Genomic DNA, 19,327 nt, shown 5'->3' on the forward strand with positions numbered 1-19,327 from the left:
TACTCCCGCCAAACCCGCACCAATAAAGGCGTTGCGACTACTCCCTCCGCTGCAGAATAATTCAAATAAAAATGCCCGCCCCTAACAGGGCGGGCATTTTTATTATCTGCGCCTTGTATTAAGGCCGAAGAATAATCTCAATCAGGAGTTCTTGAAGACCGGCGGACGCTTCTCAATAAAAGCCTTCATCCCTTCTTTCTGGTCCTCGGTGGCAAAGCAGCTATAGAACAACGCCCTTTCGTATTTCATGCCGTCGGACAGCGTTGATTCATAAGCGCGGTTGATCGAGTCCTTGACCATCATCGCCACCGGCTGGGACATCTCCGTAATCGTCCTGGCAGCCGCCAGTGCCTCGTCCATCAGCCGATCCGCGGCGACGACACGCGAGACCAGTCCGGCGCGTTCGGCCTCTTCCGCATCCATCATGCGGCCGGTCAAGGCCATCTCCATCGCCTTGGCCTTGGATACCGCCCGCGGCAGGCGCTGCGTACCACCGGCGCCGGGGACGATGCCCAGCTTGATTTCCGGCTGGCCGAACCTGGCGGTATCGGCGGCAATAATGAAATCGCACATCATCGCCAGTTCGCAGCCGCCGCCCAGTGCAAAGCCGGCAACGGCCGCAATCACCGGCTTGCGTACACGGCGGATGGTTTCCCAGTTGCGGGTAATGAACTCCCCCTTGAATACATCCATATAACTGTAGCCGGCCATGCCGACGATGTCGGCGCCGGCGGCAAAGGCCTTTTCGCTGCCGGTAATGATGATGCAACCAATATCGGGGTCACCGTCGAAGACCAGCAGGGCCTCGCCCAGCTCACTCATGAGCGCATCGCTCAGGGCATTGAGCGCCTTGGGGCGATTCAGGCGGATCAGGCCGACCTTATCCTGCGTTTCCACCAGGATGTTTTCGTAGCTCATGCAAGTCTCCTTCTTATTGATGAATGGGATGCGCCAGTCCGTGGCGTGGACCGGCATGGCAGTGCGCCAGAATAATCAACAAATCCCGCTTAACGCAATCACCCACCGGAATTTCATGCGGGCAAGGACATCAAAGACTATAGTGGAAGTACCTCTTCAACACACATCATATAAGGAGGCTCTCATGTTCAAGACCATACTTGTCCCTACCGACGGTTCCGAACGGTCCGACAAGGCAATCGTCAATGCCATCGATTACGCCAAGCATTGCGGCTCCAGGATCATCGGCATCTCGGTCGCCGAGCCTTATCCTTTCTCCCCCCTGGCTGAAAGCTCCATGGCAATCGACCCAGGCATCTATGAGGACAACGTCCGCTCACTGGCTGAGCAGCACGTCAAAAAGATCGCTGACGCCGCCCAGGCTGCCGGCGTACCCTGCCAGACAGCCACAATGATGTCGTTCGCACCGGACGAGGAAATCGTCAATGCCGCCAAAACATACCAGTGCGATGTCATCTTCATGGCTTCGCATGGCCGCAGCGGCCTCTCACGAATATTTCTCGGAAGCAAGACCCAAAAGGTACTGGCACATTCGAGCATTCCGGTTCTGGTCCTGCGCTAGCCTCCCTCTTATATATAAGAAGCAGCACTCTCTAAAGGTCAAAAAGCCTGCCCCTATATATATATTTATAAGGGCAGGCTTTTAATTGCCAAAAGGAAATTTAGTTGCCGCTCGGTGGATTCATTCCCTTGGGCAGCAGCACCCACATCATCCCTCGCTGCTTCATCGAACCCGCCTTATCCTCCGCTTCATCGCCAAAGCCCCAGAAGTAATCCGCCCTCACCACACCGCGGATGGCACCGCCGGTGTCCTGCGCCACTACCAGGCGCTGCAACGGCCGGTCGCTGTTAGGCTGGGTCGTCGACAAAAATACCGGTGCGCCCAGCGGCACATGCTGCGGATCGATGGCAATCGAGCGCTGCGACGTCAGCGGAATGCCTTGCGCCCCCTTCGGCCCCTTGGATGGATCCGGCAGTTTTTCCTCCCGGAAGAAGACATAGCTGGGGTTGGCGTTCAGCAGTTCCTCCTTGCGTGCAGGATTGGCCTGCACCCAAGCCTTGATATTCTGGGCAGAAGCTTGTGACAACGTCATCTCGCCCTTGTCGACCAGGTAACGGCCGATTGATTTATAGGGCCTGCCGTTCTGGTCGCCATAGGCCAGGCGGATGGTTTCCCTGGATTCCGGCAGATAGACCCGGCCCGAGCCCTGAACCTGCAGGAAGAAGGCTTCAATCGGGTCATCCACCCACACCAGCTCCTTGCCGTCCAGCGCATTGGACTGCATCAACTCGGCGCGGCTGGGATACGGCACCACCTTGCGGCCGACCACCTTGCCGCGCAGGCGCAGGTTCTTCAGCTCCGGATAGACACTGGCCATGTCAATCGTCAGCAAATCGTCGGGCACCTGATACAGCGGCGTTTGATACGGGCCGGTGCGGCGGCGCGAACCACGCAGCAAGGGCTCGTAATAGCCAGTGACCAGTCCGGAATCGGTGCCGTCCGGATTGAACAACTGGTAAGGCGTGAAATAGGTTTCAAAATAAGCGCGCAGGAAACCCAGGTCTGAAGCATTGACCTGCTGCGCCGCGCCGCAAGCCGCGCGCCATTCAGGCTTGCGGATCAGCACGGAGCAGGACGACTGCAGCGCCGGCCAGGCCTCGCGCAAGTCGTCATTGTTCCAGCCCGGCAGTTGTGAGAAGCTGGTCGCGCGCATGGCCGGCCCAGGCTGGACGGACGGCTTGACTGGCGGCTGCGTGGTGGCGGTAGTCACCGGCGGCGTGGTCTGGCAGGCCGCCAGCAGCACGGCAGCCGAAACCGCCAATGCAGGTACACTGAGACGCTTCAACACGGGAAAAGTAGCAAGACGGTTCAATAACATCGGAGACGAATTCATGTTGTGGTTGATTCTGGAGGCCTGCGCCGCCTTTTTTGTCCTGGTCTTTATAGTCTGGTGGACCATGTTTTCAGGCCGCAAGGAGAAATCCGGCCCGCCGGCAGCCAGGCCGAATGCGCGAGAGATGAAAGACAGCGGCAAGGAATAAAAAATCCGCATGCCCCGCATGCGGATGGCCGGAAAGTCCTGAACGGGCAATAGCGGCCCCGTCAATGCAGCGTGCGCGGCAGCGACAGCACGAATTCAGGGATGCGCACATCGAATTGCTCGCCATCCTCCGCGACGCAAAAATATTCCCCATGCATGGTGCCCTGCGGCGTCTTCATTGCGGTGCCGCTGGTGTACTCGAACTGCTCTCCCGGTTGCAGGAAGGGCTGGTGGCCGACCACACCCAGGCCGCGCACCTCCTCCACGTGATTATTCGCATCGGTGATCACCCAGTGGCGCGAGATCAATTGCGCCGGCACGGTGCCTGTATTGACGATGGTGATCGCATAAGCGAACACATAGTGCGAGCGCGAGGGATCGGATTGCTCCTCAAGATACTGCGTCTTGACCGTCACCGTAAACTCATACGCTGCCATGTGGGTGTCCTGTTTTGTTGTGATGATGTGCGCCGCGCGAAAGTGTGCGCCTTGGCGCAAACACCCCAGATTGCACACGAATTCAGCATGCAGCGCAAGCTGCAAGGTTCCGCCAGCTCATCAAAGGATGGGCCATAGGAGTAAAATAACGCCTTTTGCGGCCCCGCGTCCGCCAGCCCGCCAGCGCAAGGGCCGGCCACGCCGGAAGCCGCCGTCGATCAAGCCATCACCTCATTTCAGCCATGCCGACCTACCGTATCGCCCCCAGCATCCTGTCCGCCGATTTCGCCCGCCTGGGCGAGGAAGTGCGCAATGTCGTCGCCGCCGGCGCCGACTTCATCCACTTCGACGTGATGGACAACCATTATGTGCCCAACCTGACCATCGGCCCCCTGGTGTGCGAAGCGATCCGCCCGCACGTGCAGGTGCCCATCGACGTGCACCTGATGGTCAAGCCGGTGGACCGCATCATCCCCGACTTCGCCAAGGCCGGCGCCAACCTGATCACCTTCCACCCGGAAGCCTCGGAACACATCGACCGTTCGCTGCAACTGATCCGCGACAACGGCTGCAAGTCCGGCCTGGTGTTCAACCCCGGCACGCCGCTGCATTACCTCGACCACGTGATGGACAAGATCGACATGGTACTGATCATGTCGGTCAACCCCGGTTTCGGCGGCCAGTCCTTCATCCCTGAAGCCTTGAAAAAGATCGCCGAAGTACGCCGCCGCATCGATGAATCCGGCCGCGACATCCTGCTGGAAGTGGACGGCGGCATCAAGATCGACAACATCGCCGCAGCCGCCAAGGCCGGCGCCGATACCTTCGTGGCCGGCTCGGCCATTTTCGGCAAGCCGGATTACAAGGCCGTGATCGACGCCATGCGCGCCGAACTGGCCCAGGTCTGATCCTTCCGTATTTGATTTCCTGCCCCGCGATATGACCAAGCTGAACAACATCAAAGCCGCCATCATCGACCTTGATGGCACCATGCTCGATACCGCCGGCGACTTCCACGTCGCCGTCAACCGCATGCGCGCCGAGCTGGGCCTGGAACCGCTGGCGCAGAAAACCATCGTCAACTTCGTCGGCAAGGGCACTGAAAACCTGATGCGCCGCGTGCTGGCGGTGGACTACGCCGAAGACGAGGCCGAACAGTACTTCAAGCAGGCGCTGGATTCCTACACCGAGCACTACCTCGCCATCAACGGCGACTTCTCGGCGCTCTACCCAGGCGTCAAAGAAGGCTTGCAGGCGATGAAGGACAAGGGCCTGCGGCTGGCCTGCGTGACCAACAAGCCGGTCTCGTTCACGCTGCCGCTGCTGGACAAAAAAGGCCTGCGCGGCTTTTTCGACGTAGTCTACGGCGGCGACTCCTTTCCCAAGAAGAAGCCTGACCCGATGCCGCTGCTGCAAGTGTGCAAGGATTTCGGCCTGGCGCCGGCGCAGGTGGTGGCCATCGGCGACTCCTCCAACGATGCCCAGGCCGCACGTGCAGCCGGTTGCCGCGTGCTCAACGTGCCGTATGGCTACAACCACGGCGAATCTATACACGATGTCGATTCCGATGGTATAGTTCAAACGCTTTTCGAAGCAGCGCAGCAAATCTCGGTGGATTGACGCCCTGTCAATCTCCGGTCAACACACCAAACCGCGACCAACACATCCATGTTTCGCAACAACAAACGTACCGCCCAACATACAGCCGCCCCTGAGGCCTGGCTGTGGCGACGCTGGCAATTCCAGGCGCATTGACTGACGCCTTGCCCTTGGCCGCACCTGCGGCCAGGATCTTGTTGCAATACCGCATTTCCCGAATTTCTTTAACGAAACCGCTGACGAGAGTCCGCTTCCGGCCCCGCTGTATGCGCGCATGCCCTGCGCGCAACCTGCGTCGAGGCCCAAGCTGCGTGTTCTACAATAGCGGTCTGGAGTGAAAATGACCGAACTCGAATTCAAATCGCTGGCCACCGAAGGCTACAACCGCATCCCCCTCATCACCGAGGCCTTTGCCGACCTGGAGACGCCGCTCACGCTGTATCTCAAGCTGGCACAGAGCCAGAACACCGGCAAGAACACTTTCCTGCTGGAATCGGTGGTCGGCGGCGAGCGCTTCGGGCGCTACTCCTTCATCGGCCTGCCGGCATCGACCAAGATCCGCTGCAGCGGCAGCAAGATCGAAGTCTTGAAGAACGAAGCCGTGGTCGAAACCGCCGAAGGCAATGCGCTGGAATTCATCGCGCAATACCAGGCGCGCTTCAAGGTGGCGATCCGCCCCGGCATGCCGCGCTTCTGCGGCGGCCTGGCCGGCTACTTCGGCTACGACGCAGTGCGCTACATCGAAAAGCGCCTTGAAGGCACCGCACCGAAAGACACCCTCGGCCTGCCCGACATCCAGTTGCTGCTGACCGAAGAACTGGCGGTCATCGACAACCTCTCCGGCAAGCTCTACCTGATCGTCTACGCCGACCCGACCCAGCCGGAAGCCTATTCAAAAGCACGCCAGCGCCTGAAAGACCTGCGCGCCATGCTGCGTCGCCCGGCCGACGCGCCGGTGACCACCGGCTCGGTACGCACCGAAACCATCCGCGAATTCCCCAAGGACGAATACCTGAAAGCTGTGGCCCGGGCCAAGGAATACGTGATGGCCGGCGACCTGATGCAGGTGCAGATCGGCCAGCGCCTGAAGAAGTCCTATGTGGATTCGCCGCTGATGCTGTACCGCGCACTGCGTTCGCTGAACCCGTCGCCCTATATGTACTTCTACAACTTCGGCGACATGCAGATCGTCGGCGCTTCGCCCGAGATCCTGGTGCGCAACGAATCCATCGGCGACGGCCAGAAAAAGATCACCATCCGCCCGCTGGCCGGCACCCGTCCGCGCGGCTCCACCATCGAGCGCGATGAGCAATTGGCCAAGGAACTGCTGTCCGACCCCAAGGAAATTGCCGAGCACGTGATGCTGATCGACCTGGCGCGCAACGACATCGGCCGCATCGCCGCCACCGGCAGCGTCAAGGTCACCGACCAGATGGTGATCGAGAAATACTCCCACGTGCAGCACATCGTCTCCAACGTCGAAGGCATCCTGAAACCCGGCATGTCCAACCTCGACGTGCTCAAAGCCACCTTCCCGGCCGGCACGCTGTCGGGCGCACCCAAGGTGCGCGCGATGGAAATCATCGACGAGCTGGAGCCGACCAAGCGCGGCATCTACGGCGGCGCCTGCGGCTACCTCTCCTTCGGCGGCGAGATGGACGTGGCCATTGCGATTCGCACCGGCGTCATCAAGGACGGCACGCTCTACGTGCAGGCCGCGGCCGGCATCGTCGCCGACTCGGTGCCGGAAATGGAATGGGAAGAAACCGAAAACAAGGCGCGCGCCGTGCTGCGTGCCGCGGAACAAGTGCAAGACGGCCTGGACGGAGAAATCTAAATGCTGCTGATGATCGACAACTACGACTCCTTCACCTACAATCTGGTGCAATACTTCGGCGAACTGGGCGAGGAAGTACTGACCATCCGCAACGACGAAATCACGCTGGATGACATCAGGAAGCTGAACCCGGCACGCATCTGCCTCTCCCCCGGCCCCTGCAGCCCGAAGGAAGCAGGCATCTGCGTCGACCTGCTCAAGGAGTTTTCGGGCAAGCTGCCCATCCTCGGCGTGTGCCTGGGCCACCAGGCTATCGGTGAAGCCTTCGGCGGCAACATCATCCGCGCCAAGCAGGTCATGCACGGCAAGACCTCCAGGATCGCGCACACCGGCGTGGGCGTGTTCAAGGATTTGCCGAGCCCTTACACGGTCATCCGCTACCACTCGCTGGCTATCGAGCGCGCCACGCTGCCCGAGTGCCTGGAAGTGACCGCCTGGACCGACGATGGCGAAATCATGGGCGTGCGCCACAAGGAATTCGATTTGCAGGGTGTGCAGTTCCACCCCGAATCGATCCTGTCCGAACACGGACACGCACTGCTGAAGAATTTCCTGACCGGCAGCGCGCACGCGTAAGCCGTCACACCGCATCCGAGGACAAACACAGATGGCCATTACCCCACAAGAAGCACTGCTGCGCTGTATCGAACACCGCGAAATCTTCCACGACGAGATGCTGACGCTGTTCCGCCAAATCATGGGCGGCGAGATGTCGCCGGTCTTGATCGCCGCCCTCACCATGGGCTTGCGCGTGAAGAAGGAAAGCATCGGCGAGATCGCCGCCGCTGCGCAAGTCATGCGCGAATTCGCCACCAAGGTGCCGATGGCCGATACCACCGGCCTGCTCGACATCGTCGGCACCGGCGGCGACGGCGCGCACACCTTCAACATTTCCACCGCCTCGATGTTCGTAGCCGCCGCCGCCGGCGCGCGCGTGGCCAAGCACGGCGGGCGCAGCGTGTCCTCCTCTTCCGGCAGCGCCGACGTGCTGGAGGCGCTGGGCGCCGACATCAACCTGCAGCCCGAACAGGTAGCGCAATCGATCGCCCAGACCGGCATCGGCTTCATGTTCGCCCCCAACCACCACGCCGCCATGAAGCACGCGGCGCCGGTGCGCAAGGAACTGGGCGTGCGCACCATTTTCAACATCCTGGGCCCGCTGACCAATCCGGCCGGCGCACCCAATATCCTGATGGGCGTGTTCCACGCCGACCTGGTCGGCATCCAGGTGCGCGTGCTGCAGCGCCTGGGCGCGCAGCACGCGATCGTGGTCTGGGGCCGCGACAACCTCGACGAAGTCACGCTGGGCGGCGCCACCATGGTGGGCGAGCTGGTCAACGGCGAGATCCGCGAATACGAGATTCATCCGGAAGATTTCGGCCTGTCGATGTTCGCCAGCCGCAACCTGCAGGTTGCCAATGCCAATGAATCGAAGGAAAAAATCTTCGAAGCGCTGCAAGGCAAACCCGGCCCGGTGCACGACATCGTGCTGCTCAACTCGGCCACCGCCCTGTACGCGGCGGGCGCCGTGCCATCCATCGCCGCAGGCCTGGACAAGGCACGCGCCACCATCGCCTCCGGTGCTGCGCGCGCCAAGCTCGACCAGTTCGTACAGGTGACGCGCCAGTTGGGCGGGAAGTCCTGAACTACCCATTGACGACATAAAGGAAGCCGACCATGATCGCCCCCCACGACTTGCTGATCTTCGCCCTTGCCTCACTGGTGATGGTGCTCACGCCCGGCCCCAACATGGTCTATTGCGTATCGCGCTCGATCTGTCAGGGGCGCGTGGCCGGCATCATCTCGCTGTGCGGGGTGGCGGTCGGTTTCCTGGTGCACATGGCGGCCGCCGCCTTCGGCCTGACCGCGCTGTTTCTGGCCATTCCGATGGCCTACGACATCGTCAAGCTGGCCGGCGCCGCCTACCTCCTGTGGCTGGCGTGGAACGCCGTCAAGCCGGGCGGCAGTTCGCCGTTCCAGACCCGCGAACTGCCGCCGGATTCGCCGGCCACGCTGTTTCGCATGGGCTTCCTGACCAATGTCCTGAATCCCAAGGTTGCGGTGTTCTACATGTCGCTGTTCCCGCAATTCATCCATCCCGAACACGGCAGCGTGCTGCTGCAAAGCGTGATGCTGGGCCTGGTGCAGATCGCCATCAGCTTCTCGGTCAACTCCATGATCGTATTCTCGGCCGCCGGCATCTCCGGCTTCTTCGCCCACAACCAGGGCTGGCTGCGCGCGCAGCGCTACATCATGGGTTCCATGCTGGGCGCGCTGGCGGTGCGCCTGGCCCTGGACGAACGTAAATAACTTCTAGGAACATCATGTCCGACATCCTCAACAAGATCCTCGACGTCAAGGCCGAGGAGATCCGTGCGGCCAAGAAACAGCGCGACTTCGCCAGCCTGCGCCGCGACGTCGAAAGCGATAGCGAACTGCGTTCTGAGTTGCGCAGCTTCGAAGGCAGCCTGCGCGACAAGATCGCCGCCGGCCATGCCGGCGTGATCGCTGAAGTGAAGAAGGCTTCGCCGTCCAAGGGAGTGATCCGGCCCGATTTTCGCCCGGCCGATATCGCCGTCAGCTACGCGCAGCATGGCGCCGCCTGCCTGTCGGTGCTGACCGACGAGCAGTTCTTCCAAGGTGCGCCGGAATACCTCAGGCAGGCGCGCGCCGCCTGCGCGCTGCCGGTGATCCGCAAGGATTTCATGGTGGACCTCTATCAGGTGTACCAGGCCCGCTCCTGGGGTGCAGATGCCATCCTGCTGATCGTGGCCGCGCTGGACCATGGCCTGATGGCCGAGCTGGAAGCCTGCGCCCATGAGCTGGGGATGAGCGTGCTGGTGGAAGTGCACGACGCCGCCGAACTGGACGCCGCGCTGAAGCTGAAGACCCGCCTGCTGGGCATCAACAACCGCAACCTGCGCACCTTCGAGACCACGCTGGACACCACGCTGGGCCTGCTGCCGCGCATCCCGCCCGAGAAACTGGTGGTGACCGAGTCGGCCATCGCCACACCGGACGACGTCAAGCGCATGCGCGATGCCGATGTGCATGCCTTCCTGGTGGGCGAGGCCTTCATGCGCGCGCCGGAGCCGGGTGTGGAACTGGCGCGGCTGTTCGCTTAAGCCAAGCTGACTGACAAAAGCCGTCGTCTCTGCTTTCGCAGGAACGACGGCTTTTTTGCGGCCTGCGCAATCCTCAGGCGGAGAAGCCACCATCGATCGACAGGCTGGCGCCAGTGATATAACCCGCCTCCGGCCCCGCCAGATACGCCACGAAGCTGGCGATCTCTTCCACCTTGCCGTAACGCGGCAACGACATCAGCCCCTTCAGCGTCTCGGCGAAATCGCCGCTGGCCGGATTCATGTCGGTATCGACCGGACCGGGCTGCACGTTGTTGACGGTAATGCCGCGCGGCCCCAGGTCGCGTGACAAGCCCTTGGTCAAGCCGACCAGCGCCGACTTGCTCATCGCGTAAACTGCCCCGCCGGCAAACGGCATGCGTTCGGCATTGGTGCTGCCGATGGTGATCACGCGACCGCCCTCCTTCATGTAGCGCACCGCTTCCTGCGTGGCGACGAACACGCTGCGCACATTCACGGCCAGCGTACGGTCGAGGTCTTCCAGCTTGAATTCCTCGACCGGGCCCAGTACCAGCACGCCAGCGTTGTTGACCAGGATATCCAGGCGGCCGAAGGTTTCAGCCGCGATGCTGATGGCTTGCCTGAGCGCCGTGGCGTCCGAGCTGTCGGCCTGGATCGCCAGCGCACGGCCGCCGCCGGCTTCGACTTCGCTGACCAGCGCCTGCGCCTTGTCCGGCGAAGTGACATAGGTGAAGGCGACGGTGGCGCCTTCCGCCGCCAGTCGTTTGACGATGGCAGCGCCAATGCCGCGCGAGCCGCCTTGCACGAAAGCAACCTTGGATACGAGGGATGGATTGGATTGTTGGTTCGACATGATCTTGCTCCTTGTTCAGTTTGGTTTAAGCGTTAAACCCGGCTGGGTTGAAGCAAGTATCGCCGTCGGATTATGGTAAGACTAGCTGGCAATCACTATCTTCTTTTTAAACCAAAGGTTTAAAATCAAGGCATGGAAACCATGAACAGCATCGAATGTTTCGTCGCCTCGGCCGACGCCGGCAGCTTCTCGGCGGCTGCCCGCCGTCTTAGCCTGACTTCAGCTGCGGTGGGCAAGAACGTCGCACGGCTTGAATCCAACCTCGGCGTGCGCCTGTTCCAGCGCAGCACGCGCAAGCTGACGCTGACCGAAGCCGGCGAACGTTTTTTGCAGGAAGTCGGCGGCGGGCTGGAGACGATACGCAACGCCGTCGCCAACCTGGCCAGCGCCGGCGGACAGCCGGCCGGAACGCTCAAGGTCAGCATGGGAACGGGATTCGGGCGCGAATACGTGGTGCCGCTCCTGGGCGATTTCCTGCAGCGCTATCCCGCCATCTCGCCCGACTGGCATTTCGACAACCGCCCGGTGGACCTGATCGCCGAAGGCTTTGACGCCGCCATCGGCGGCGGCATCGAGCTATCACCCGGTGTGGTGGCGCGCGAATTGGGGCCGGCGCACCGCGTGTTGCTGGCCTCCCCGGCCTATCTCGCCAACCATCCGCCACTCTGCTCCCCGCAGGATCTGCCGCAGCACGACGGCATCCTGATCCGTTCCCCGCAAACCGGACGCGTACGCCCATGGACGCTGCGCGACCGCGAAGGTACGCAAGCGCCAGTGAGCCTGAAGGTAAAAATGACGATGAACGACCCCAACGCCGCTTGCGAAATTGCCGCAATGGGCCTGGGCGTGACGCTGGTATCGATGCCGCACGCGGTGGTCTACATGGACAGCGGCGCGCTGGTGCGGGTATTGCCGGATTGGTACGTGGACAGCGGCATACTGTCCCTGTACTTCACTGCGGCGCGGCTGCTGCCGGCCAAGACGCGGGTGTTCGTGGACTTCATGGTTGAGCGTTTCCGCGCGCAAAAGCTTGCGGAGCGGTTTTCGGCAATACGCTGAACCTCAGGCCTTCGGTTGCGTCGCCCGCATGCCGCCGCCGATGTTGTTGCCGGCATCGCGCGCCAGGCCGCGGTAACCCTGCACCGAAATCAACGTGATCACACCGGCCATGGCAAACGCCCATTGGAAATCGCCCAACGTGAAATGCGCGCCAGCCGCATCGATCGATTCGCCGCGAAAATAGGCGGCGATACGCAGCGCCAGCGCGCCGAAGGCGATCCCCATCCCGATGGTCATCTGCTGCGCCACACTCCACAAGGTGCTGGCCGATGACTTGCGCGCATCGCTGATGTCGGCGTAGGCCAGCGTAGCCAGTGTCGAGAACTGCATTGACCGCGACAGGCCGTAGCAAAAGATCAGGGCCAAGGTCATCAGCAACGGGGTATCAGGCGTCAACAGGCCGCATGCGATGATCAGGCAGCCGGCGATGGCGGCATTGCTGACCGCCACCCGGCGAAACCCGAACCGCCGCAGCACGCGCGTGGTAAACGCTTTCATGCCAAGGTTGCCGAGGGCGGTTGCCAGCAACAGCAAACCCGACTGGAAGGCCGACAGGCCAAAGCCGATCTGGAACATCAGCGGCATCAGGTAAGGCACGGAATCGATGCCGATGCGGGTCAACGAACCCGTCACGACGGTGACCGAATAGGTCGGGATCTTCAGGTTGGAAAAATCCAGCAGCGGATGTTCGGCACGCTGGGCGTGGCGATACGCGAACCAGCCCAGCACGATGCCGCCGGCGATGAAACCGAGCGCGACCTTGAGGTTGGACTCCATGTGGCTGGCGATCTCGGTGCCGTACAGCAGCGAAGTCAGCGCAGCGCCCGAGAGCACGAAGCCGACCAGGTCCAGCGGACGCTTGCTGGTGCCGTGGTCGTTGCGCACGATCAGCATCACGGCGGCGAAAGCGGCGATCCCGAACGGCACGTTCATCAGGAAGATCCAATGCCACGAGGCATAGGTGACAATGAAGCCGCCGATCGACGGCCCCACCACCGGCGCCACGATGGCGGGCCAGGTGATGGTGGCGATGGCCTTCATCAGGTTGGCCTTGCTGGTGCTGCGCACCACGATCATGCGCCCGACCGGCACCATCATCGCACCACCCAGGCCTTGCAGCACGCGCGCTGCGGTGAACTCCACGACATTCTGCGAGAAGCCGCACAGGATGGACGCCAACGTGAAGATGACGATCGCCGCGCTGAACACGGTACGCGAACCCAGGCGGTCCGCCACCCAGCCGCTGATCGGGATAAACACCGCCAGCGTCAGCATGTAGGCCGTCATGCCCAGGCTCAGCTCATTGGGGCCGACGCCGAAGGATTGCGCCATCTGCGGCAAGGCAGTGGCGATGATGGTGGTATCGAGGTACTCCATGAAGAAAGTCGCCGCCACGATATAGGGCAGCATGCGCACCCGCGCATCGGTCAAGGAGTGGTCGTTGCTTCCCAATTGGCGTTCCTTCCGTTTTTCTTTTGGATACTCCGATGCAAGCTTCCCGCAAAAACGCCGGCATGCGCCGGCGTTTTTGCTGAGAACCCGACTTTACCCGATTGCGCTCAGAACCGCAGAAGGTGCATCAGCACCTGGACCACGACGATACCTCCGATCAGGCCCCCGCCGAAATACACGATCACGCCCAGGAGCATGTTGGTGCGGCGCTGCTCGGCCAGCAGCTTCTTGAGCAGTTCGCCGCTCTGCGGCTGGCCATGGCCATCGCCTTCGTTGTATTTGGTCAGCGCTTGCTGCACCAGGCGCGGGATCTGCGGCAACAGGCGGCTGTAGCGCGGCACCTCGACCTTCAACTGCTCCACGAAACCGCGCCAGCCGATCTGCTCGCTCATCCAGCGTTCCAGGTACGGTTTGGCGGTCTTCCACAAGTCGAGGTCGGGATCGAGCTGGCGGCCCAGGCCTTCGACGTTGAGCAGGGTCTTTTGCAGCAGCACCAGTTGCGGCTGCACCTCGACATTGAAGCGGCGCGAAGTCTGGAACAGGCGCAGCAACACCTGGCCGAAGGAAATGTCCTTCAGCGGCCGGTCGAAGATCGGTTCGCAACAGGCGCGCACCGCCGCTTCCAGCTCATCGACGCGGGTCTCCCTGGGCGCCCAGCCGGACTCGATATGCGCCTCGGCCACGCGCTTGTAGTCGCGGCGGAAGAAGGCCAGGAAGTTCTGCGACAGGTAATCCTTGTCGAAATCGTTCAACGTCCCGACGATGCCGAAATCCAGTGCGATATAGCGGCCGAAGGTTTCCGGCGCCACCGATACCAGGATATTGCCGGGGTGCATGTCGGCATGGAAGAAGCCGTCACGGAACACCTGGGTGAAGAAGATCTCGACGCCGTCGCGCGACAGCTTGGACAAGTCCACGCCCTCTTCGCGCAGGCGCTCGGTCTGCGAGATCGGGATGCCGTGCATGCGCTCCATCACGATCACCGACGAGGAGCAATAGTCCCAATACATCTCGGGCACAATCAGCAACGTCGACCCGGCGAAGTTGCGGCGCAACTGGCTGGCGTTGGCGGCTTCGCGCATCAGATCGAGCTCGTCGTGCAAGTACTTGTCGAACTCGGCCACGACTTCCTTGGCCTTGAGACGGCGCCCGTCCGCCCACAAACGTTCCAGCCAGTCGGCGGCGACATGCATCAGGCCGATGTCATGGTCGATCACGTCGCGCATGCCGGGGCGCAGCACCTTGACCGCCACTTCCTTGCCATCCTTGAGCGTGGCAAAGTGGACTTGCGCGATCGAAGCCGACGCCACAGGCTTGCGCTCGAAGCTCGCAAACAATTCATCCGGGTGCGCACCCAGCGACTTCTGTATCTGCAACACGGCAAGGTCGGAATCGAACGGCGGCACACGGTCCTGCAGACGCGTCAGCTCATTGGCGATGTCCGGCGGCATCAGGTCGCGCCGAGTCGACAGCACTTGGCCGAACTTGACGAAGATGGGGCCGAGATCCTCCAGCGCGCGCCGCAGGCGTTCGCCGCGCGGCCGCGTCAGGTCACGCCAGAAAAAGATGGCATTGGTGATGCGAGCGATACGCGGCGGCGCGAACTCGGAGGCGACGATCTCATCCAGGCCATAGCGGATGGCCACGCGGATGATCTTGAACAGGCGCAGGGAACGCAGGAACATCAGCGGCGCTCCAGTTTCTCGATGCGCTTGGAGAGGCGCTCTAGGTCATCGCGCAGGCGCACCACGTCAGAAGAAAAGTCCTGCAGCATGCGAGGGCGTATCAGCATCGGTTGTTCTTCCAGAAAATACTCGGCGACGTTCTCGGTGAGCTTTTTGTGCGTGGTGCGGATGGCGTCAAACAGGCCGCGCGCGCCCGAGACCATGCGGGTGGCGGCGATATCGCCGAACACGCGCGCCAGGTCGTCCTCGGCATCCCAGCGCAGGTTCTGGCTCAGTTGCGAGATCGCATTGGCGAAATCGGCATCGCCTTCCAGCTTCACATAAGACACTGCGCGCTCGCGGTTGGCGGCAATCAGGGGCAGGTCGGACAGCTTGACGCGGATGGTGACGTCAGCCGCCGCCTCGGCCGGCGCATCCTGCACATAACCATCGGCCGCCACTTTCAGGCGCAGTTGCGCGGCGCCGGTGTCGATGCAGGCCACCTTGCCCGCATGCGCCGCCAGCGTCTGGCGCGCCCATGCCTCTTGCGCCAGCAGGTGGTTGACCACGGCAGCAGCGGGTTTCATCGGGTTGATCGCGGACAGGGACGGCAATTCGGGCATGGATTCGGACAAGGACTGGGTCAGTGTTGTGATAGAAGTGGCAGGGCTCAATGAAAATCCGCCGGACAAAAACAAAACCGCCCGAAAAGCCGGGCGGTTTCAAGTTTAACAGTTTGCCGGCCAAGCTCCGATGGCAACATGTGCGGCGCTTGATCCAGCGCCGCCCGGTTCAGACCTGCTGGATGCCGGCCAGCACCCAGCCGCCGCCGCTCTGCGGCTTGGACAGGTTCCAGATTTCGGCGAAGGGCTCGGCGGACAGTTCCGGCGCTTCCTTGATCAATCCCTGGAAACGTACCGTGGCCATGTAGTCGTAGGGCATGGTTTCAATGCCCAGCAGTTCCGCCTCGAGCTGGACCACATCGGTGGCATTGGGCGAGGCGCCGCGTTCAGTCAGCTGCATGCGCAGCTCGGCGAACATTTCCGGGGTGGTGAATTCGCGGATATCGTTGATGTCCGCCCGATCCCATGCTGCCTGCAGGCGGATGAAATAGGTCTTGGCATTGCGCACGAAACCGGCCGTGTCGAAACCATCCGGAATACCCCACTTCTCGATCTGGGCCGGTGCGGCCGGCTGGCCAGCGGCGCTGCCAAAACCGTTGCCTTGCAATGCTGCAGGCGGTGGATTGATGTCCTTCAGGCCGGAGCCGATCTCGGGAGTAGCGCCGGCGGCGCTGCCGATGGGGCTTACACCCGGCATCGGGGTGGCGTAGACCGGGTTGTTGCTCTGCTCATAGCGATTGCGCGTGAACATGCGGATCAGGAAGAAGGCCGCGCCGGCCAGCAGAACGATGGTCAGCAGCGAACCCAGCACGCCGCCGGCCACACCGCCAATGCCGAAGTGCGACATCAGTGCGCCCAGCCCGAAACCCAGCAAAGCGCCGCCAAGGATATTTCCCCACGGGCTGGCCGGCTTGGCGGGAACGCCTTGCGGAGTCGCCGCCGGCGTCGCCGGACGTGCCGGTGCTGCGCTTGGCGACGAGTTATAGGAAGGCGATGATGGCGAGGCCTGGCGCGAATAATTGGACGATTGCTTGCCGAACGAACCACCGCCACCCAGGCGCTTGGCATCGGCCGGCGACATCACCAGCGTCAGGGACGTCAATACCAGCATCAATACGAGCAGGAATTTTTTCATACGATTACCTCTTGTCGAAGGTACCTGAACCGGGGGCAAACCTCAGGAAAAGCAAGCCCATCCGTTCCGGCTTGGCGCCATTGTCGCGGGGCAAACTTAAGCCATCCTTAATAGGACAGCCCCTACATCGGACAGGCCTTACATCTTGATGCCGGTATGCAGCGCGGCCACGCCGGCGGTCAGGTTGAAATACTGGACGCGTTCCAGCCCCGCTTGTTCCATCATCTGCTTCAGGGTTTCCTGGTCGGGATGCATGCGGATCGATTCGGCCAGGTAGCGATAGCTGTCGGCATCGTTGGCAACCTTCTTGCCCAGCCACGGCAGCACCGAGAAAGAGTACACATCGTAAGGCTTCTTCAGCGGCTCCCACACCTTGGAAAACTCCAGCACCAGCAGCTTGCCGCCTGGCTTGAGCACGCGGCGCATCTCGCTCAGCGCGACATCCTTGTGGGTCATGTTGCGCAGGCCGAAGGCCACCGACACGCGGTCGAAATAGTTGTCGGGGAACGGCAGCTTCTCGGCGTCGCACAAGGCGGTCGGCGTGACGATGCCCTTGTTGAGCAAGCGGTCGCGGCCCACGCCCAGCATCGATTCGTTGATGTCGGTCAGCCAGACCTCGCCGGTCGGCCCGGCCTGCTTGGCGAATGCCTTGGACAAATCGCCCGTGCCGCCGGCAATGTCGAGCACCTTGAAGCCCGGGCGGATGCCGGCCTGGGCGATGGTGAATGCCTTCCAGACCCGATGCAGGCCAGCCGACATGAAGTCATTCATCACATCGTACTTGGCGGCGACGGAGTGGAACACTTCCGCGACCTTGTGGACCTTGTCTTCTTCTGCAACGGTTTCGTAACCGAAATGGGTGGTATTGGTCATGGTTCAGCTTGAAAGTTTAGTTCGACATTATAAGCGTCTGGCGCGTCACAAGCCGCGCAGGCGGGCCATGGCCAGCGAGTCGACGTAACGGCCGTCGCGGAAGGAATGCGCGCGGTAGGTGCCTTCGACCTCGAAGCCGAACTTGCGGTAGACGGCGATCGCGGCGGCGTTGTCGCTAAACACGACCAGCTCCAGCCGGCGGATGTCCAGCCAGTTGTCGGCGGCATCGACCAGTTCCTTCACCAGCGCGCTGCCTATGCCCTTGCCGCAATAATCGTCGTGCACGCCAAGGCCTATGCCCGCCGCATGCGAACGACGGCCGGCCAAGCGATGCAGTCCGGCCTGGCCGACGATCCTGCCGTCAAGCTCGGCCACCAGCTGCAAACCGCCGACGCTCGGGGATTCCATCCATTTACGGGTCTGTTCCAGCGTCTGGTAAGGCATGCGCAGTGTGCCGAAGCGGAAACCCGGCAAGTTGACCAGCTCGGTGATACTCTCGACGTCGGCCGGCCGCGATGCGCGTATCCTGAATTCAGGTTGCTCAGTGATGATGTCCACAGCCATGACCGCTTCCCTCCTCGCCCGTCACATGATCGCGCCCGCTTTCGCGGGTGAAGCCGGCGGCTTCCAGTTTCTGCAGGTAGGTTTCCCACATCGCGGCCTGGTCGCGGCCGAGCTGATAGAGATAGTCCCAGGTGTAGATGCCACTGACGTGGCCATCCGAAAACAGCGGCTTGACGCCATAGTTGCCGACCGGCTCGATACCGTTGATCTCAACGTTGCGCTTGCCGGTCTGCAGCACTTCCTGCCCAGGGCCGTGGCCGCGCACCTCGGCCGAGGGCGAATACACGCGCATCAGTTCGAAGGGCAGCGAAAACATGGCGCCGTCGTCGAATTCGACCTCCACCACGTGCGACAGCTTGCGCACCTTGAACGACACAGGAACCGGAGAAGAATTGGCGCTCATGCAGATACTCGCTTTGAACTTTGAAGAAGGCTGGTGCTGCGTGGTGCTACGAACAGTGACCGGCGGCAGTGCCGCGCCGTCGATACCTGACAGGTTCAGGCGGCGCTGAAGCCGGCTACCGACAGTTGCTTGCGGATAGCCTCGCGCAATTGCGGCAACCTTGCGTGGCGCGCATCCAGCGACGACGGGTCCGCCTCGCGGCGTGCCGGCGCCCACACCGGGCTGGGGAAATGCAGGTCGTCCAGATAGCGCGGAATCACGTGCCAATGGACATGCGGCGTCATGTTGCCCAGCGTGGCCAGGTTGACCTTCTCAGGCCGCATGACTTCGCGCAGCGCCGCCTCCACTGCCCACACGGCGTTGGCCAGCAGGGTGCGGTCGACCGGCGCGAGGTCGGTCATTTCCTTGACGTGGCCGTTCCAGATCACGCGGCAAAAGCCGGGATAACCGGCTTCATCGACCAGCACCACCCGGAAATCCGGATGGCGCCAGACCACTTCGCCGCCGTCGCCGGCGCACAGTTCGCATTGACTGGATTGGATCATCGCTAGAACCTGCTCAACGTCTCGCTGGGAATTGGATAAATGTCATTTCAGGATGGGATGCAAGGCGCAAAACGCAGCCGGGCTGGCGGCCCGGCGAGGCTTTGCAACGCCGCAGACCGCCTGAAAGGGCATTTAGACAATCCCGGCGGGGCGTTGAGC

Annotated in this window: 22 protein-coding genes; 10 read left to right on the forward strand and 12 right to left on the reverse strand. The window is 62.0% G+C overall.

Going from position 1 to position 19,327, the window contains the following annotated elements:
* Nucleotides 1-141 precede the first annotated feature (141 nt).
* On the reverse strand, nt 142-918 hold the full coding sequence (locus AKL28_RS03030) for an enoyl-CoA hydratase (RefSeq protein WP_050466785.1): 777 nt from the start codon (nt 916-918) through the stop codon (nt 142-144).
* Nucleotides 919-1,102: 184 nt separating this feature from the next.
* On the opposite strand from AKL28_RS03030, the gene AKL28_RS03035 reads away from it, so the two are divergent.
* Entirely contained in the window at nt 1,103-1,540 is a 438-nt protein-coding gene (locus AKL28_RS03035; protein ID WP_050466588.1) for a universal stress protein, read from the forward strand.
* A 100-nt stretch (nt 1,541-1,640) separates the two neighbouring features.
* On the opposite strand, the gene mltA is transcribed toward AKL28_RS03035, so the two are convergent.
* Nucleotides 1,641-2,750: a murein transglycosylase A gene (gene mltA / locus AKL28_RS03040; protein ID WP_414735681.1), complete on the reverse strand. Its 1,110-nt coding sequence runs from the start codon at nt 2,748-2,750 to the stop codon at nt 1,641-1,643.
* Here mltA and AKL28_RS25370 point away from each other — a divergent pair.
* Complete coding sequence (locus AKL28_RS25370) at nt 2,734-3,021, forward strand: hypothetical protein (RefSeq protein ID WP_414735682.1); 288 nt, start codon at nt 2,734-2,736, stop codon at nt 3,019-3,021. The genes mltA and AKL28_RS25370 overlap by 17 nt on opposite strands.
* Nucleotides 3,022-3,082: 61 nt before the next feature.
* On the opposite strand, the gene apaG is transcribed toward AKL28_RS25370, so the two are convergent.
* On the reverse strand, nt 3,083-3,457 hold the full coding sequence (gene apaG, locus AKL28_RS03045; protein ID WP_050466786.1) for a Co2+/Mg2+ efflux protein ApaG: 375 nt from the start codon (nt 3,455-3,457) through the stop codon (nt 3,083-3,085).
* Nucleotides 3,458-3,699: 242 nt separating this feature from the next.
* On the opposite strand from apaG, the gene rpe reads away from it, so the two are divergent.
* From rpe to trpC, 7 genes are all read left to right on the forward strand, one after another.
* On the forward strand, nt 3,700-4,365 hold the full coding sequence (gene rpe, locus AKL28_RS03050) for a ribulose-phosphate 3-epimerase (protein ID WP_050466590.1): 666 nt from the start codon (nt 3,700-3,702) through the stop codon (nt 4,363-4,365).
* A gap of 31 nt (nt 4,366-4,396) precedes the next feature.
* On the forward strand, nt 4,397-5,077 hold the full coding sequence (locus AKL28_RS03055; protein WP_050466591.1) for a phosphoglycolate phosphatase: 681 nt from the start codon (nt 4,397-4,399) through the stop codon (nt 5,075-5,077).
* A gap of 319 nt (nt 5,078-5,396) precedes the next feature.
* On the forward strand, nt 5,397-6,893 hold the full coding sequence (gene trpE / locus AKL28_RS03060) for an anthranilate synthase component I (protein WP_050466592.1): 1,497 nt from the start codon (nt 5,397-5,399) through the stop codon (nt 6,891-6,893).
* Nucleotides 6,894-7,469 (forward strand): aminodeoxychorismate/anthranilate synthase component II, encoded by a 576-nt coding sequence (locus tag AKL28_RS03065; protein WP_050466593.1) that lies wholly within the window; start codon nt 6,894-6,896, stop codon nt 7,467-7,469.
* Between the two features lie 31 nt (nt 7,470-7,500).
* Nucleotides 7,501-8,538 carry an anthranilate phosphoribosyltransferase gene (trpD, locus tag AKL28_RS03070; protein ID WP_050466594.1) on the forward strand — a complete coding sequence of 346 codons (1,038 nt, stop codon included), beginning with the start codon at nt 7,501-7,503 and terminating at the stop codon, nt 8,536-8,538.
* A gap of 32 nt (nt 8,539-8,570) precedes the next feature.
* Complete coding sequence (locus tag AKL28_RS03075; protein ID WP_050466595.1) at nt 8,571-9,203, forward strand: LysE family translocator; 633 nt, start codon at nt 8,571-8,573, stop codon at nt 9,201-9,203.
* Nucleotides 9,204-9,217: 14 nt separating this feature from the next.
* Nucleotides 9,218-10,018, forward strand: coding sequence for an indole-3-glycerol phosphate synthase TrpC (gene trpC / locus AKL28_RS03080; RefSeq protein WP_050466596.1), 801 nt, complete (start codon nt 9,218-9,220; stop codon nt 10,016-10,018).
* Between the two features lie 73 nt (nt 10,019-10,091).
* Here the strand turns inward: trpC and AKL28_RS03085 are convergent, their stop codons facing one another.
* Nucleotides 10,092-10,850: a 3-oxoacyl-ACP reductase family protein gene (locus AKL28_RS03085; protein WP_156226221.1), complete on the reverse strand. Its 759-nt coding sequence runs from the start codon at nt 10,848-10,850 to the stop codon at nt 10,092-10,094.
* A 132-nt stretch (nt 10,851-10,982) separates the two neighbouring features.
* Here AKL28_RS03085 and AKL28_RS03090 point away from each other — a divergent pair, with 132 nt between their 5' ends.
* Nucleotides 10,983-11,909, forward strand: coding sequence for a LysR family transcriptional regulator (locus AKL28_RS03090; RefSeq protein WP_050466598.1), 927 nt, complete (start codon nt 10,983-10,985; stop codon nt 11,907-11,909).
* A gap of 3 nt (nt 11,910-11,912) precedes the next feature.
* On the opposite strand, the gene AKL28_RS03095 is transcribed toward AKL28_RS03090, so the two are convergent.
* The 8 genes from AKL28_RS03095 to AKL28_RS03130 all read right to left on the reverse strand — a co-directional run bounded on the left by AKL28_RS03095 (nt 11,913) and on the right by AKL28_RS03130 (nt 19,168).
* Complete coding sequence (locus tag AKL28_RS03095; protein WP_082221348.1) at nt 11,913-13,319, reverse strand: MFS transporter; 1,407 nt, start codon at nt 13,317-13,319, stop codon at nt 11,913-11,915.
* 149 nt (nt 13,320-13,468) lie between these two features.
* The gene (ubiB, locus tag AKL28_RS03100; protein ID WP_050466600.1) at nt 13,469-15,046 is read right to left on the reverse strand and encodes a ubiquinone biosynthesis regulatory protein kinase UbiB; all 1,578 of its coding nucleotides are present in this window, start codon (nt 15,044-15,046) and stop codon (nt 13,469-13,471) included.
* The gene (locus AKL28_RS03105; RefSeq protein WP_050466787.1) at nt 15,046-15,612 is read right to left on the reverse strand and encodes a ubiquinone biosynthesis accessory factor UbiJ; all 567 of its coding nucleotides are present in this window, start codon (nt 15,610-15,612) and stop codon (nt 15,046-15,048) included. Before AKL28_RS03105 ends, ubiB begins: the two co-directional genes overlap by 1 nt.
* Before the next feature lie 205 nt (nt 15,613-15,817).
* Nucleotides 15,818-16,783 (reverse strand): Tim44 domain-containing protein, encoded by a 966-nt coding sequence (locus AKL28_RS03110; protein ID WP_050466601.1) that lies wholly within the window; start codon nt 16,781-16,783, stop codon nt 15,818-15,820.
* 138 nt (nt 16,784-16,921) lie between these two features.
* The gene (ubiE, locus tag AKL28_RS03115) at nt 16,922-17,656 is read right to left on the reverse strand and encodes a bifunctional demethylmenaquinone methyltransferase/2-methoxy-6-polyprenyl-1,4-benzoquinol methylase UbiE (protein WP_050466602.1); all 735 of its coding nucleotides are present in this window, start codon (nt 17,654-17,656) and stop codon (nt 16,922-16,924) included.
* 45 nt (nt 17,657-17,701) lie between these two features.
* Complete coding sequence (locus tag AKL28_RS03120) at nt 17,702-18,220, reverse strand: GNAT family N-acetyltransferase (protein WP_050466603.1); 519 nt, start codon at nt 18,218-18,220, stop codon at nt 17,702-17,704.
* Nucleotides 18,198-18,623: a gamma-butyrobetaine hydroxylase family protein gene (locus AKL28_RS03125; RefSeq protein WP_050466604.1), complete on the reverse strand. Its 426-nt coding sequence runs from the start codon at nt 18,621-18,623 to the stop codon at nt 18,198-18,200. The genes AKL28_RS03120 and AKL28_RS03125 overlap by 23 nt, the downstream gene beginning before the upstream one ends.
* Nucleotides 18,624-18,718: 95 nt before the next feature.
* The gene (locus tag AKL28_RS03130) at nt 18,719-19,168 is read right to left on the reverse strand and encodes an HIT family protein (RefSeq protein ID WP_050466605.1); all 450 of its coding nucleotides are present in this window, start codon (nt 19,166-19,168) and stop codon (nt 18,719-18,721) included.
* Between the last annotated feature and the right edge of the window lie 159 nt (nt 19,169-19,327).

It is taken from the genome of Herbaspirillum chlorophenolicum (assembly GCF_001189955.1).
GTDB lineage: Bacteria > Pseudomonadota > Gammaproteobacteria > Burkholderiales > Burkholderiaceae_D > Herbaspirillum > Herbaspirillum chlorophenolicum.

Coding starts and splice junctions, on each gene's coding strand:
- AKL28_RS03030 (WP_050466785.1), bottom strand. CDS start 918: ATGAGCTACGAAAACATCCTGGTGGAAACGCAGGATAAGGTCGGCCTG.
- AKL28_RS03035 (WP_050466588.1), top strand. CDS start 1,103: ATGTTCAAGACCATACTTGTCCCTACCGACGGTTCCGAACGGTCCGAC.
- apaG (WP_050466786.1), bottom strand. CDS start 3,457: ATGGCAGCGTATGAGTTTACGGTGACGGTCAAGACGCAGTATCTTGAG.
- rpe (WP_050466590.1), top strand. CDS start 3,700: ATGCCGACCTACCGTATCGCCCCCAGCATCCTGTCCGCCGATTTCGCC.
- AKL28_RS03055 (WP_050466591.1), top strand. CDS start 4,397: ATGACCAAGCTGAACAACATCAAAGCCGCCATCATCGACCTTGATGGC.
- trpE (WP_050466592.1), top strand. CDS start 5,397: ATGACCGAACTCGAATTCAAATCGCTGGCCACCGAAGGCTACAACCGC.
- AKL28_RS03065 (WP_050466593.1), top strand. CDS start 6,894: ATGCTGCTGATGATCGACAACTACGACTCCTTCACCTACAATCTGGTG.
- trpD (WP_050466594.1), top strand. CDS start 7,501: ATGGCCATTACCCCACAAGAAGCACTGCTGCGCTGTATCGAACACCGC.
- AKL28_RS03075 (WP_050466595.1), top strand. CDS start 8,571: ATGATCGCCCCCCACGACTTGCTGATCTTCGCCCTTGCCTCACTGGTG.
- trpC (WP_050466596.1), top strand. CDS start 9,218: ATGTCCGACATCCTCAACAAGATCCTCGACGTCAAGGCCGAGGAGATC.
- AKL28_RS03085 (WP_156226221.1), bottom strand. CDS start 10,850: ATGTCGAACCAACAATCCAATCCATCCCTCGTATCCAAGGTTGCTTTC.
- AKL28_RS03090 (WP_050466598.1), top strand. CDS start 10,983: ATGGAAACCATGAACAGCATCGAATGTTTCGTCGCCTCGGCCGACGCC.
- AKL28_RS03095 (WP_082221348.1), bottom strand. CDS start 13,319: ATGCTGCCCTATATCGTGGCGGCGACTTTCTTCATGGAGTACCTCGAT.
- ubiB (WP_050466600.1), bottom strand. CDS start 15,046: ATGTTCCTGCGTTCCCTGCGCCTGTTCAAGATCATCCGCGTGGCCATC.
- AKL28_RS03105 (WP_050466787.1), bottom strand. CDS start 15,612: ATGAAACCCGCTGCTGCCGTGGTCAACCACCTGCTGGCGCAAGAGGCA.
- AKL28_RS03110 (WP_050466601.1), bottom strand. CDS start 16,783: ATGAAAAAATTCCTGCTCGTATTGATGCTGGTATTGACGTCCCTGACG.
- ubiE (WP_050466602.1), bottom strand. CDS start 17,656: ATGACCAATACCACCCATTTCGGTTACGAAACCGTTGCAGAAGAAGAC.
- AKL28_RS03120 (WP_050466603.1), bottom strand. CDS start 18,220: ATGGCTGTGGACATCATCACTGAGCAACCTGAATTCAGGATACGCGCA.
- AKL28_RS03125 (WP_050466604.1), bottom strand. CDS start 18,623: ATGAGCGCCAATTCTTCTCCGGTTCCTGTGTCGTTCAAGGTGCGCAAG.
- AKL28_RS03130 (WP_050466605.1), bottom strand. CDS start 19,168: ATGATCCAATCCAGTCAATGCGAACTGTGCGCCGGCGACGGCGGCGAA.